11 protein-coding genes are annotated in these 14,159 nt (G+C 59.5%); 4 read left to right on the top strand and 7 right to left on the bottom strand.

Annotated elements, in window-relative coordinates; genetic code table 11:
* The first annotated feature begins 24 nt into the window (after nt 1-24).
* Genes ACQCLF_RS15040 through ACQCLF_RS15030 form a run of 3 tightly spaced genes read left to right on the top strand, consistent with a single transcriptional unit; the run spans nt 25 to nt 3,898 of the window.
* Complete coding sequence (locus ACQCLF_RS15040; protein ID WP_426988744.1) at nt 25-2,010, top strand: ligand-gated channel protein; 1,986 nt, start codon at nt 25-27, stop codon at nt 2,008-2,010.
* Nucleotides 2,010-3,068, top strand: coding sequence for a PepSY-associated TM helix domain-containing protein (locus ACQCLF_RS15035; RefSeq protein WP_426988742.1), 1,059 nt, complete (start codon nt 2,010-2,012; stop codon nt 3,066-3,068). Before ACQCLF_RS15040 ends, ACQCLF_RS15035 begins: the two co-directional genes overlap by 1 nt.
* A complete protein-coding gene (locus tag ACQCLF_RS15030) occupies nt 3,068-3,898 on the top strand; it encodes a DUF4198 domain-containing protein (RefSeq protein WP_426988740.1) in 831 nt (276 codons plus the stop codon). Before ACQCLF_RS15035 ends, ACQCLF_RS15030 begins: the two co-directional genes overlap by 1 nt.
* 2 nt (nt 3,899-3,900) lie before the next feature.
* Here ACQCLF_RS15030 and ACQCLF_RS15025 read toward each other — a convergent pair whose 3' ends face one another.
* From ACQCLF_RS15025 to hemF, 6 genes are all read right to left on the bottom strand, one after another.
* Nucleotides 3,901-4,812 carry an SMP-30/gluconolactonase/LRE family protein gene (locus ACQCLF_RS15025; protein WP_426988738.1) on the bottom strand — a complete coding sequence of 304 codons (912 nt, stop codon included), beginning with the start codon at nt 4,810-4,812 and terminating at the stop codon, nt 3,901-3,903.
* Between the two features lie 3 nt (nt 4,813-4,815).
* Nucleotides 4,816-6,390 (bottom strand): sodium/sugar symporter, encoded by a 1,575-nt coding sequence (locus ACQCLF_RS15020; RefSeq protein WP_426988736.1) that lies wholly within the window; start codon nt 6,388-6,390, stop codon nt 4,816-4,818.
* A 285-nt stretch (nt 6,391-6,675) separates the two neighbouring features.
* The gene (locus ACQCLF_RS15015) at nt 6,676-7,443 is read right to left on the bottom strand and encodes an SDR family NAD(P)-dependent oxidoreductase (protein ID WP_426988734.1); all 768 of its coding nucleotides are present in this window, start codon (nt 7,441-7,443) and stop codon (nt 6,676-6,678) included.
* 144 nt (nt 7,444-7,587) lie between these two features.
* On the bottom strand, nt 7,588-8,310 hold the full coding sequence (locus ACQCLF_RS15010; protein ID WP_426988732.1) for a FadR/GntR family transcriptional regulator: 723 nt from the start codon (nt 8,308-8,310) through the stop codon (nt 7,588-7,590).
* Nucleotides 8,311-8,404: 94 nt separating this feature from the next.
* The gene (gene aroE / locus ACQCLF_RS15005) at nt 8,405-9,235 is read right to left on the bottom strand and encodes a shikimate dehydrogenase (RefSeq protein ID WP_426988730.1); all 831 of its coding nucleotides are present in this window, start codon (nt 9,233-9,235) and stop codon (nt 8,405-8,407) included.
* Between the two features lie 17 nt (nt 9,236-9,252).
* Nucleotides 9,253-10,173: an oxygen-dependent coproporphyrinogen oxidase gene (gene hemF, locus ACQCLF_RS15000; protein WP_426988728.1), complete on the bottom strand. Its 921-nt coding sequence runs from the start codon at nt 10,171-10,173 to the stop codon at nt 9,253-9,255.
* 327 nt (nt 10,174-10,500) lie between these two features.
* On the opposite strand from hemF, the gene ACQCLF_RS14995 reads away from it, so the two are divergent.
* Nucleotides 10,501-11,604 (top strand): Gfo/Idh/MocA family protein, encoded by a 1,104-nt coding sequence (locus ACQCLF_RS14995; protein WP_426988727.1) that lies wholly within the window; start codon nt 10,501-10,503, stop codon nt 11,602-11,604.
* 75 nt (nt 11,605-11,679) lie between these two features.
* Here ACQCLF_RS14995 and ACQCLF_RS14990 read toward each other — a convergent pair whose 3' ends face one another.
* The gene (locus ACQCLF_RS14990; RefSeq protein ID WP_426988725.1) at nt 11,680-14,133 is read right to left on the bottom strand and encodes a c-type cytochrome; all 2,454 of its coding nucleotides are present in this window, start codon (nt 14,131-14,133) and stop codon (nt 11,680-11,682) included.
* Nucleotides 14,134-14,159 lie beyond the last annotated feature (26 nt).

The raw sequence follows: 14,159 nt of genomic DNA, 5'->3' as shown, positions 1-14,159 counted from the left end.
CATTTATACTTAGGAGGATATCTCTTGGGAACCCTGAAAACCAGCCTCTCGCTGGGACTTCTGACTGCCTGCTCAATGACTGCTCTCGCCCAATCACCCGCAGCGGAAACCGCTGGCGCCGCCGCTTTGGAAACCATTGTGGTGTCGGCCCGTGGCTACGAGCAATCCGTACTGGATGCCCCGGCCTCCATTAGCGTCATTGATGGAGAAAGCCTTGCTCAGCGCTTTTACCGCGACGTAACAGACGCCCTGGCCGAGGTGCCCGGCGCCATCGTCACTGGCGGCGGTGACCGGCAAGACATCAGCCTTCGCGGGATGGGCAGCCAATACACCCTGATTCTGGTCGACGGCCAGCGCGTTTCCTCGCGGGAAACCCGCCCCAATAGCGACGGCCCCGGCGTGGAGGGCGAATGGACCCCGCCACTGGTCGCCATTGAGCGCATTGAAGTGGTACGTGGCCCCATGTCGTCCCTGTATGGTTCTGATGCCATTGGAGGGGTGATTAATATCATCACCAAGAAAACGCCTGACGAATGGCGCTCCGAAATCCGCCTGGACTCCACCATTCAGGAACGCAGCGAATCCGGCAATATTAACCAGGTCAACGTATTTACCGCAGGTTCTTTAATTCCAGACCGCCTTGGCCTGCAGGTGAATGGCCGTTTTACTAAACGCGAAGAAGACCGCATTCCCGAAGGGTATCGCGGCAAGGAGTCCGAAAATCTCAATGTGAAGCTGGCCTACACCCCCAGCGAGAACCACAACATTATTCTCGAGGCCGGCAAGTCGAACCAGACGCTGGATGCCACTCTCGGCAAAACCGTAGCGCCGCTTGAGCCGGGCGAGTCTTGCGGCCGGGGCGGCTGCCCGTCTTCCAGCACCACGGAATACGACAATACCTCGCTCTCACTCAGTCACAACAGCCGCTGGAACGACCTGCGCGTACGCTCTTACCTCAAGCGGGATGAGTACGACAATAAAGCACGCCTGATGAAGGTGACCAACACGGACCTGCAAAGCATCTGGTCGTTGCCGGTGGCCGACCATCACCTGAGTTTTGGCGGTTCTTACCAGAAAGAAAAACTCACCGATGAAACCAGTAACCAGATCAGTGACCGCACCCGAATCGACGGCTCACAGTGGTCCCTGTTTGCGGAAAACGAATGGCAATTACTGGACGCTTTTGCGCTGACCACCGGCGTGCGCTATGACGACGATGAGCAATTTGGCGGCCACTGGAGCCCGCGGGTGTACGGCAACTGGTCCCTGGGCGAAAACACCGTGCTCAAAGGCGGCGTATCCACCGGCTTCCGCGCCCCCAACCTGCGGGAAACCGCACCGGACTGGGGCCAGGTCAGCCGCGGCGGCGATGTGTTCGGTAACCCCAACCTGGAAGCGGAGACCTCCATCAACCAGGAGCTGGGGCTGTACACCACCCTGGGCAACGGTGTCGAAACCTCATTGACCGTGTTCTACAACGAGTTCGACGATAAGATCACCCGCGTGGCCTGCCCGGAGAGCATTTGCGACGCTGGCCTCAACCAGTTTGGGTCAATGCCGACCACCCGCGTCAACGTCGATGAAGCCGTCACCCAGGGCGTGGAATTCACGGTATCCGCTGACCTGAATACCCAGTGGTCCGTCAGCGGTAACTACACCTACACCGACTCCGAGCAGAAAACCGGCGAGTATGCTGGCAGTCCGCTCAATCAGTTGCCCAAACACATGGTGCGCGGCTCAGTGAACTGGCAGCCGAGTGACACCCTAAATGGCTGGCTGCGCGTCACTTACCGCGGCGAGGAAAGCCAGCCGACCACCGGCCCCTCGCAAAGCAGCCTGATCGCCCCGTCCTACACCACCGTGGACGCCGCCCTGAACAAGCAGCTCTCCGAGAACCTGAAACTCGGCGCCGGGCTGTACAACCTGTTTGATGAAGACATCACCGTGGAGGAGTACGGCTATATCGAAGACGGCCGACGCCTCTGGTTATCACTCGCCTGGAGTTTTTAATGGGGAAACTGCAACGCAAAATCTGGAATGCGAGGAACTGGCACTGGGTCAGTTCCGCCATTTGTCTGGCAGGGATTCTGCTGTTTGCCATTACCGGCATCACTCTCAACCACGCTGCCCAGATAGGGGGGGAACCCGACGTGCAGACTCAAACAGAACAAGTGCCCGACACTGTGCTGCCCGCGCTGATGTCCGGGCAGCCGTTGCCTTCGGCCTTTACCCGCTGGTACAACGACAACACCTCCTACCACCTGCATCCGGAAACACCGGTCACCTGGAGCCCCTATGAACTCTACGCCAGCTTTCCCCGCGCCGGTGGCGACCGGTGGTTTACGGTGGACCTGGAAACCGGTGAGTTTTACCAGGAGGTGACCAATAACGGCTGGCTGGCCTATCTCAATGACCTGCATAAAGGCCGCAACACGGGCTGGGTGTGGCGGCTGTTTATCGATGTCTTCTCGGTCGCCTGCATTGTCTTTTCCATCACCGGATTGATGCTGTTGTGGAAAGCGAGCAAAAAGCGCAAATCCACCTGGCCGCTGATTATCGCCGGTATTGTCATCCCCATTCTTCTGTTGATGATCCCGGTGCACGCCAGTGCCAACGATCAGCTGACCGTAGAAATTCCCCGCCTGTCGGTAGCCGAGTACCACGAGCCCTATGTCGCCATCTGGCTGGCGGATGAGCGCGGGCAACGGGTCATGGATCTCGCCGTGTGGTACGACGTAAAACTGGCCAACCGTGAAGGCGAAAAATGGCTGAAAGATATGCGCCTGTGGTGGCGCCGCAGTGGCCGTTTCGCCGAAATGCCCATCGATGGCGTGACCGGCGCTACTCGTCGGCCAGGTCGCACGACCGTGGATTTATCCTCCTTCCGCAACGCCATGAATGAGCTTCCTGCCGGCCAGTATTCGATTTTCGTGGAGGCGGCCCGGGAGCTGGGCGGCCGCGAAACGGTGGAAGTGCCGTTAACGCTGCCGGTTACCGACCCTCTGACCCTGACACACAGCGGCGAGCACGAGCTCGGCGCCGTCACTTTGACCTTGGAGCCTCAATAATGATGAAACCCGCTACTTTGCTGACACTGACCTCCCTGCTGGTCGCCCTGGTGGCCGCCCCGGCGCAGGCCCACCGCGTATGGATCAAGCCCAACACCACCGCCGTCTCCGGCAGTGACGAATGGATCACCTTCGATGCCGCCATCGCCAATGGCATTTTCAACCCCGACCACCACGCCTACCCGCTGCAACGCCTGACCGCCTGGGGACCAGACGCCCAGCCCGTGGATATGCAGAATACCCAAAAGCTGCAGTACCGCAGTGTGTTTGATGTGCAGTTGACCGAGGCGGGCACTTATAAAGTGTTCGCCGCCAGCCGTACGCTGGTGGCAAGATGGACGGACGAGGACGGTGAACGCCACTTCTGGCCCGGTCGTGGTCGCACCGGAACCCTTGAAGAGTTCAGGAAGGAAGTGCCACAGGATGCCGACGACCTGAACGTGACCGATTCCGCCAGTCGCGTGGAAGTGTTTGTTACCGCTGGCGCCCCCACCAACACCGTATTGAAACCGACCGGCAATGGCCTGGAGTGGGCACCCGGGCTGCACCCGAACGATTTGTATACCGGTGAAGATATCGCTCTCGGATTTTTGTTCGACGGCGAACCCGCTGCCGGAGCCAGCGTGACACTGGTGCGCGACGGTGAGAAGTACCGCGACCAGGACGATGCCATCACGGCCACGGCGGACGACAAAGGCCAGGTAAACGTACAGTTCGACGAGCCGGGCATGTACTGGCTGGAAGTGGAATACGAGGACGAAAAGGCCAAGGCACCGGCCAGTCAGCGGCGCGGCGGTTACTCGGCCGTGATTGAGGTGCTGCCGCTGTAAGGCTATCCCCGGAAAAAGTCTACGGGTAATCCTTTAGCGCCGGTTTGATAGATCAACACGTTGCCCGCCTCCGGCTCTTTTGCCAGTTGCGATTCTGACAGGTTCTCCCTGGCTGTGGTAATACACAGCCAGGAGAGGTCCGGCCCGCCAAGTGCGACGCAGGTGGGCTGGCTGACCGGGACGTCCAGCACCAGCCGCTCTTCGCCATCCGGCGCGTAACACACCACTCGACCCCCGCCAAAATGCGCGCTCCACAGGTTGCCTTGCGTATCGACGCAAGCGCCGTCGTGCCCGACACCTTCCGGCGCCAACGCCAGCACGCGACGGTTACTGAACCGCCCACTGGGCGCGTCAAAGTCATAGGCGTAATAGACCCCGCGCGCGGAATCAGACAGGTAGGCGGTCCGGCTGTCCGGGCTCCAGCTCAAACCATTGCTGACCCCCAGGCCCTGTAAATGACGTTGAGCACCGGAGGCGCCCGACCAGCAATAGAGTGCAGCCCCCTCTCCCACCAGTGGGTCGCCTCGCTCCACCATCGTACCGGCCCAGAATCGCCCCTGGCGATCCACCTTGCCGTCATTGAAGCGGTGGTTAGGAAGGTGGGCTTCGGGTTGCGCCAGCCAGTGGCACTCGGCGGTGTCCGGTGTGTAGAGCGCAAACCCCCGATCAAAGGCCGCAATCAAGGTCTGTGCACCGTCACCCGGCACAAACCCGAATGCCGCCAGGCGCTCGGGCGTCTGCCAGTGAGTCAGCGTTCCAGAAGCCGGTTCGGCTCCAGAGCCCAGCGCGTAGCGATATAAGCGGCGGCTGTGAATGTCGGTCCACCACAACTCCGCCCGGTGAGGGTGCCACAGCACGTTCTCACCGAGCGTATTGTGTACCGGCAGACTGCACAGCCACTGCGGTTGCCGCACGATTTACCACCAGACGCTGTAGAGCACCACCAGAATCAGCACAACACCGAGGCTCAGCAGATTGAAACTGGTGCGGGTGCTGAAGTCGGTATTTTCCAGATGGATGGCGTTGGGCTGCTCTTTCGCCCCACCGATCAGGGTAATAACCACCGCCAATGCCACACAGGCCAGGAACACGATACCCACGCGATCAATAAACGGCAGCTCTGGCCAGAACTGCCAGAACAGGGCGGACAGTACTACGGAGGCGATGGCCGCCACCAGGGCCGAGGTAGCCGTGGCGCGTTTCCAGAAAAAGCCCAGCAGGAAGATGGTGACAATACCGGGGGTGAAGAAACCGGTAAACTCCTGGATAAACTGGAAGGCCTGCGGGAAATTGCCCAGCAGCGGTTTGGCGATGATGACCGCTACGACCATGGCCAGGGTCGCCACCATACGCCCGATCATCACTTTCTTACGCTCGGACGCGCCCGGATTGATGAGCTTGGCGTAGATGTCCATGGTAAAGATGGTAGAGATACTGTTCACCATGGAACCCAGAGAAGAGGCGATGGCCGCCACCAGCGCCGCAAAGGTAATACCAAGCAGGCCCTGGGGAACCAGTTTCATCATTTCCGGATACGCCTGGTCCGGCTGGGCCAGATCCGGCTTCAGCATGGCAGCGGCCATACCCGGCAGCACCACAATCAACGGCATCAGCAGTTTCAGGTAAGCGGCGAAGGCGATACCTTTTTGCGCCTCAGCCAGGCTTTTCGCCGCCAGTGTGCGCTGGGTGATGTACTGGTTGAAGCCCCAGTAGGACAGGTTCATGATCCACAAGCCACCGACCAGCACGGAGATGCCCGGCAGGCTAATGTAGTGCTCGTTGCTCGGATCGAGGATCATATCGAACTTCTCGGGAATCTCCGCCAGCATGATGGAGAAGCCCTGGAACGCCCCGGCACCCCCGGCGTTTTCGGCAATCTGGCCCAGCGCCAGCCAGGAAACCAGCAGCCCGCCGATGATCAGCAGTACCACCTGGATAATATCGGTCAGCGCCACCGCTTTCAGGCCGCCGTAGATGGAATACCCAATCGAGAATGCCGCCAGAAAAACCAGGCCCCATACCAGCTCCAATCCGGTAATGGCGTTAATCGCCAGCGCGCCCAGCCACAGAATGGAGGTGAGGTTAACGAAGGTGTACAACGCCAGCCAGAAGATCGCCATCACCGTGCGCACGCGGCTGTCGTAGCGCTGCTCCAGGAACTGGGGCATGGTGGTGATGCCTTTCTCCAGAAAGATCGGCAGAAAGTATTTACCGATAATCAGCAGAGTGATCGCCGCCATCCATTCATAGGAGGCAATACCCAGCCCAATGGCAAAGCCGGAGCCGGACATGCCGATAATCTGTTCGGCAGAAATATTGGCCGCAATCAATGACGCGCCGATGGCCCACCAGGGCAGCGATTTACCGGCCAGAAAATAATCCGTGGAATCTTTGCTGTGCCCGGCTTTTTCGCGGGAAACCCACCACGCTATGCCGAACAGCGCCACGCCGTATAGGACGACTGCTGTGATATCTAAAGCAGACAAGCTCATGTTGTACTCCATTTTATGTGATTATGATCCGGCGGAGTCTGGGAGTGGACGTCCCCTCAACGTCCGCTCGTTGACCTGCTGGTTCTCGTTGACCTGCTGGTTATTGGATGGTGCAACGAGCGGTATTGCCGATAATACTGATAAGCCGCCGGTTTTTAAGCGCCGCCATTATGCGCGTATTCCCTGGGGACTGCGAGTGCCGATACACGGTTCGGCGCGGCAAAAGTGGGACCCAGTTAAGTGGACTCCGCCAGAGCGTGATGCCCTGCACACCCCCAGGACGAATTATAAACGCCCGCCATCCACCACGAATTTCTGGCCGGTAATCATGCGCGCATCGTCGGAGGCGAGGTACAGGGTCAGCTTGGCCACATCCTCGGGCAACAATCGCTCTTTCAAGCACACCTGATCCATCCACCAGGCTTCCGCCTCCGGCGTCAGCCACTTGTTGAGCTGGCGTTCGGTGATCACCCAGCCGGGCACGATGGCGTTGACCCGAATCTTGTCCGTCCCGAAATCCCGGGCGAGTGATTTGGTCAACCCCAGCAGAGCGGCTTTGGCCGTATTGTAGCTGGGCAGTTTGCTCGGGCCGGAGAGCGCGTTAATCGAGCTGAAATTTAGAATCACCCCGCCGCCCTGGCGGGCCATCATCGGCTGCACCGTCTGGGCGGCGAAGAACGCCGGGTGTAGGTTGATGGCCAGACTGTTGTACCAGGCCTGCTCGGACAAGTAGCGGGGGTCATAGCGCTGGTCATTGGCGACGTTGTTCACCAATACGGTGAAATCACCGCACGTTCCCGACAGTTCGCGGATGGCCGCACGCAGTTCCGGAATGCGCGTCACATCACATTCGCGAAATTCGATGCGCCCCTGGCTCTGGCCCGCCAATCGGGCGACCAGCGCATCACCGGCCTCACGGTTAATATCCACAAACGCGACATGGCTGCCCTGGGCAACAAAGGCTTCCACCAGGCAGGCGCCAATACCGGTGGCGCCGCCGGTGATAAACACCGAGCGCTCAGCCAGGCTGGCATAACGTGTGTACATCGTCATCAATGCGATTCCCGATCCAACTGGTCGCCGCTGGCGCCCCTCAAAAAATCCAGACACAATACAATTTCATCATCACCCCGCACCACGGCCAGCGGGCTCAGGGGAATTCGTTCACTCATAACCCGACGTCGATACCCACAAGCACTACCCGGCCCGCTCGCGCGCCGCCAGCGCTTCGTCCGTTAAATGCAGTACCTCCTCCAGCATACTCACCATCGCTTCCCGTGCGACATCGCCACGCCCGGCCAGGATTTCCTCATAAACGACGCGGTGTTCGGCCTCACTGGCCATATCCACGCCTTTAAGCTGGTTGGTGTAGGCGATACTGGAGCGCAGCGCGGTTTGAATAAAGTTGCGCAGCTGGATGAAGAAACGATTTTCGCTGGCCAACAGTATGGCCGTGTGAAAGGCGATATCTGCCTCAAGCGGATCGTCCTGGCCGCGCTCGGCCAGCGCCATCCGGCGCAGGGCTTTTTCAATGTCGGCAATGCCCTCGCGATTCTGTTTCCGCGCCGCCAGAATGGTGGCTTCGGGCTCGATGCCCAGGCGCAGCTCGGTAAACTCCCGCAGCAATTCCAGCGAGGGCCGGCTGCTCAGCACCCAGGCCAATACGTCCTCATCGAACATATTCCAGCGGTTGTTAGGTTGCACCCGGATACCCTGGCGCGGGCGCGAGGAAATCAGGCCTTTGGCCGTCAACATTTTTACGGCCTCGCGGATTACGCTACGGCTGATATTGAACGCCTGACACAGCGCCGCTTCCGTGGGCAGGGGCTGGTTGATGCCGTATTCGCCACGCACAATGGCCGCACCCAATTGGTACGTCACCTGATACGTCAGGTTACGGCCCGCCTCTAGTTTTGTCATTGTGTTGTACCCGCCATCGTCGAAGTTTTTATGGGCTATTTATACGACATCATACAACAGGAGGACCGGCTGGCGGGGCTTTCACCGGGTTCACTTAGCGTTTGGCGCCCAGGGAACGCCGGAGACTGGTAATCACGGGGATGACCTCCGGTCTGACCTGCCGCCAGAGGTAAAAGGATTCGGCGGCCTGCCCCACCAGCATTCCCAGCCCATCGGCCTGATGGCGAGCACCGTGCTGCTCGGCCCATTGGAGAAAAACCGTCGGCTCGGCGCTGTACATCATGTCGTAACAGGCGGCGCCCGGGGCGAGGAGATCATCGGGCAGCGGCGGCAAGTCGCCACTGAGGCTGGCCGAGGTGCCGTTGATCACGAGATCGAACTGGCGACCGGAAAGTGATTCGTAGCCCAGCGGCTCAATGGTTCCGAGATCGACGAAGCCCTTGGCCAGCTGTTCGGCTTTGTGCAGGGTGCGATTGGCGATACTCACGCTCGCCGGAGCCTGCTCCAATAACGGCTGCAGCACCCCACGCACAGCGCCACCCGCACCGAGAATCAGCACCCGTTGATCGGCGATTTTCCAGCCCAGATTGTGCATGTCATTGATCATACCGATGCCGTCGGTATTGTCGCCGAGCAACGTACCATCCGGCTGCCGGGCCAGTGTATTAACGGCGCCGGCCCGCCTGGCGCGAACGGTCAATCGAGCCGCGTAGCCGTAGGCATCCAACTTCAGCGGTGCCGTGATGTTCAATCCTTTACCGCCACCGGCAAAGAACGCATCGGCCGCCTGCTCGAACTGGGCACTCGGCACTTGCTGGCGCGTATAGGCGAGATCCTGTCCGGTTTGCTCGGCAAATTGACGGTGAATGTAGGGCGATTTGCTGTGGGCAATCGGGTCGCCGAATACGGCGTAGGTATCAGTCATATCACTTCCATCTCTTGTTATTCGATCCAGTCCCGGGGCTTGAGATAATACTCCGTCAAGCGCGCTTCGAGGCTACCGGGTTCGGGCTGCCAGTTGTAGTCCCAGCGCACCAGCGGTGGCAGGGACATCAGGATCGATTCGGTGCGGCCTCCGGTCTGCAAGCCAAAGAGCGTGCCGCGATCATACACCAGGTTGAACTCCACATAGCGACCGCGCCGATAAAGCTGAAACTGGCGCTCATCGTCCCCGAAATGGCTGTCTTTACGGCGGGCGACGATGGGCCGATAGGCGGGCACGTAGCTATCGCCCACGGCGCGCAGCAACTCAAAGCTGCGCTCGAAACCGAGTTCATTAAAGTCGTCAAAGAAGAGTCCGCCAACGCCGCGAGGTTCCCCGCGATGTTGAAGATAGAAATAGTCGTCACACCATTTTTTGAAAAACGGATAGATATTGTCACCAAACGGGGCCAGGGCATCGCGCGCGGTGCAGTGCCAGTGGCGGCAATCCTCGTCGTTGCCGTAATAAGGCGTCAGGTCGTAACCGCCGCCAAACCACCATACGGGTTCGGCGCCCGGTTTTTCGGCAATAAAAAAGCGGACATTGGCATGGCTGGTGGGCACGTAGGGATTGCGCGGGTGAATGACCAGCGAGACGCCCATGGCTTCAAACGAGCGCCCCGCCAACTCGGGGCGGTGGGCGGTGGCCGAGGCGGGCATTTGCTCCCCGAACACGTGGGAGAAATTGACTCCGCCTTTTTCAATAACGGCACCGTCGGTCAGGACTCGCGAGCGCCCACCGCCGCCCTGCTCTCTCTGCCACTCGTCTTGTACAAAACGCCCGCGGCCATCTTCGGCTTCGAGTTCGGCACAAATGTGGTCCTGAAGGCTGAGCAGGTAGTCTTTGACGGCCTGTTTGTCGGGGCGGGTGTCCTGAGCCATGCTGCGTTCTCCCGGTGGGTTTAATGACGGGGGGTGTAAGTGCCGCCTATTGTACCTGTCGGGCGCTTTTGAGGCGAAATTCATGGAAGTGATGATCGAAATCGGGTTATGGTCGAATTTTATTCAAGGGCTCAAGCGCGAAACATGCCTTAAGGTCTACCTTTCAGAAGCGTCGAGTCCGGCACCCGGGAGGAGACACCGTTCGGAGACACGCCGTGAATACATCCCTGTAGGCTTCTCTTCGGCATCCTTGCCTCAGAGAGTCTCCGAACGGTGTCTCCTCCCGGGTGCCTCTTTGCCTCATTCATTAAACCAGGAGGTCTTACCATGTCACATCCTACTTTTAATCGCCGTCGCTTTCTTCAGGGGATCGGAGCGTCGGCGGCTCTGGTTTCGTCCGGTTGGGCACCTCATGTACTGGGCGGTCCGCCGCGCAAGATCGGGGTGGCGTTACTTGGGCTGGGGGGCTACAGCACGCATCAGTTGGCACCGGCGCTGCAATTAACGCAGCACTGTGAGTTGCGCGGTATTGTGACTGGCAGTCCGGAAAAGGTGCCACAATGGCAGGAGCGGTACGGCATCAAGGATGCCAATGTATACAGCTATGAGAATTTGCACACGATTGCGGACAATCCGGATATTGATGTGGTGTATGTGGTCACTCCGCCTTCGTTGCACAAGAAGTATTCGGTGATTGCCGCCAATGCGGGCAAGCACGTCTGGTGTGAGAAGCCGATGGCGATGGATGAGGCGGAGTGTCAGGCGATTATCGATGCCTGCCGGAAGAACAAGGTGAAGTTGAGCATTGGTTATCGCATGCACCACGAACCGAATACGCAAACGGTGATGCGTTTTGCGGAGGAAAAACCTTTTGGTGCCATTGAAACGGTGTCTTCCGCGGCGGCTTATTCCGGCGGTGAGAATCGCTCGAACGACAATTGGCGGATGCAGCGCAAGATGGGCGGCGGGGCCATGTACGATATGGGTGTGTACGCGCTGAACGGTTCGCGCTATGCGGTGGGCAAGGAGCCCCTGGCGGTATCGGCGCGGTACGAGATTACCCACCCCGATGTGTTTAAGTACACGGACTCCACCACGCATTTTACGCTGGAGTTTCCGGACGAAGTGGTGTCCGAGTGTATGACCAGTTTCGTCAAGCCCGGCAATTACTTGCGCGTGAACTGTGCGGAGGGTTCGTACCACCTCGAGCCCATGTCCTCTTACAACGGAGTGCAAGGTGCCGCCAGCGACGGGCGCAAGCTGGACAAACCCATTGCCAACCAGCAAGCGCGGCAGATGGACGACGATTCGCTCTCCATTTTGCAGGATAAGCCGGTCATGGTGCCGGGCGAGGAAGGGCTGCGCGATATTCGCATCGTGCAAGCCATTTTTGAATCCGCTGAGAACGACAGTAAGCGGATCGCGTTGTAAGGCCGGTGATACCGCCCCGGCAACTTAAGTTGCCGGGGCGAAAATCCTTATCAGGTGAAAGTCTGTATCAGGGCATCAAGGGAATTCGATGCGTTCTTCCGGTATGGCGTTAAGGGTGTACCAGGCTTCGGTACTCCACAGGCGCTGGTCCGTTTCGCTCACAAACGGCTCGGCAATTCGGAAGTAAACCACGCGGTTTTCTTCCATGCCTTCCAGTTCGAAATAGGCGCGCTTGCGATCCTCTGACAAAGCGAAGCGTTTAACGGCCAGCGGTTTCAGATCGAGCTTCGGCCCGCCGTACTCGGCCGTGGGCTGGTAACGCCACTGCTGGATATCAAAATTGTCCTCGCTGACGGCGTCCTCGTCGCCAATCGCTTCGGTGAACTCCACCACAAATCCGTTCGCCCGGGCGCTGACACTGAGCATTTCAAAGGCGGTGTTCTCGTTGTACACCAGACGCTGTAGCCCATAATGCAATTTGCCCTGATGGCTCCAGTTGCCCGGGTTACCCACACCACCGACAATCAGAGAGCCGTCCGGCGCCCAGTCCAGGCGGTTCACACCCGCTTCCAACCCCTGGGAGAACCGAAAGACAGCCCCTTGCAAGCGACCGTTGACGCGCTCGGCGTACACACGCTTGATCCCGCCATGGGTCACTTCGCCGTGGATCATCTGGTTCTGATAAGGGCCAACATTGAGCGGCGCCGGTTCGCTGGGGGAGTTGCCAATTTCATCCTGGGGCAGCCACACCACCGGCAGGGTTTCCCGTCGGTTTGCCGTGCCCTCGAAATCCACCGAACGGGAGCCGTACCAGGCGCCTGGCGTCACTTCCACAATTTTGCTGGCGGGCAGCCAGTCACCCTGGTTATCCGCGATAAACAAGTTGCCATCCACACCCCGGCCGATGCCGTTGGGAGTGCGTAGACCACTGGCCACGAACTCGACGGCGCCGGTGTCCCTGGCCACTTTCATCAAAGAGCCGCGATCCGGTGCCTGGGGATCACCGCTGGCGCCGCCGGGTAGAATCGCTGTCGCGAGGGTTGCGTAAAAATAGCCGTCTTCGTATTCCAGACCAAAGGCGAACTCATGGAAATTGCTGGTGACGCTCCAGTCGTTGGCGACGATTTCGTAGAAATCGATGATGTCATCGTCGTTATCATCCACCAGTCGCGTAAGTTCCTGCTTCTGCATGACATAGATATCGCCGTCCACCACTTTTACGCCGAGGGGTTCGGCCAGCCCACGGGCAATCCGCTTAACCTTGATCTGCGCTGGGTCACCAGACTGATAGTTTTCCAACAGGTAGATAGACCCTTCCGGGTCCCAGGTTGAAATCACCAGACGGCCATCGGGCAGGAAGTCGATGCCGCCCACTTTAGGTTCAAACCCTTCGGGGCGGGCCTGGTAACGATCAAACGCCGGATGCACCCCGGCCACTTCCGAGCGGTCGCCAGGCATCAGCGATTCCAGTGCTTCGATGACCGCCGGCTGCTCGGCCAGATCGGCCTCGTCATCCGGGCGCAGTGACAGTATGTATTGCACCATTTGCGCGGCCTGCTCCACACTCAGGTCCGGGTGCGGCGTCATGGGCGCAGTGCCCCACTCGCCGGAGCCGCCCTCAATGATTTTATTCGCCAGCAGCGTCACGGATTTGGCATTGTGTTCATAGCGCGCGGCGATCGTCCGGTAGGCCGGACCCACGGTTTTGACGTCCTCGTTGTGGCAGGCTGCGCAATCGCTGCCTTCCATCAGCGCCTGTCCCGGATGTTGCCCTTCTTCGGGCTCGTTAAACGAGCGAATCGGTTCGGGATTGGCGAGAGTTTGCGTGAAGCGGCTAACGCCGTTTTTCAGCCGCAACCGGTCATGGCTCTGCCACTCGGACGCGCCACTCAACGTCGGCTTCGCCGACGATTCAGGGCCCGTGGCCAGACCGGCAAGCCGAAGATCATAGCCATCCGGCAGGCCTTGGACGGCGAATTCACGGGTCAGCGTCACGGTATTACCGTCGAGCACCGCGCGCGGCTTTTCCCAGATTTCCGCCCGCCAGTTATCACCGATCACATCGTAACGCAGTATTGGGGCCTGGCCGGACAGGCGATGCCCTCGATAGACCACGTGTGGGCCGCCCTCCTCGGCACTCAACCCCTGCTTCGGTCCGGTCAGAGCCACCACCTGCCAGGCCGGGTTTTGCTGCACCAGATACAGCAAACCTTCGGACGCCGGTTGCGGCCCATGCCGGGTATCGTAAACGGCGCCCGAGAAGTGCACGTCGCCACGCCATACTTTGTAGAGGTGGCCACGCTCCGCATCGTACGCCAGGTGAATACCATCGGGCTGGCTCAGTGTCAGCACTCGGGCATGATTATCCAGCGTAGAGCGAAACGCCGTCATGTCTCCCTGCAAGGTCGCTGGCAGTGCGGGCTGGGGATTCGGGGCCTTGGTGGTTTTCTGGCAGCCGATGAGCAGCAAAACGGTGCCCAGAGCGATAGCCGCCGCAACAGCGCGACGTGAAAAAGACGAAAGAGTCATACCACTCTCCATAAGACTGTGGCGTT

It is taken from the genome of Marinimicrobium sp. ARAG 43.8 (genome assembly GCF_050113635.1).
GTDB lineage: Bacteria > Pseudomonadota > Gammaproteobacteria > Pseudomonadales > Cellvibrionaceae > Marinimicrobium.
This window is presented reverse-complemented; position numbering and strand designations above follow the sequence as displayed.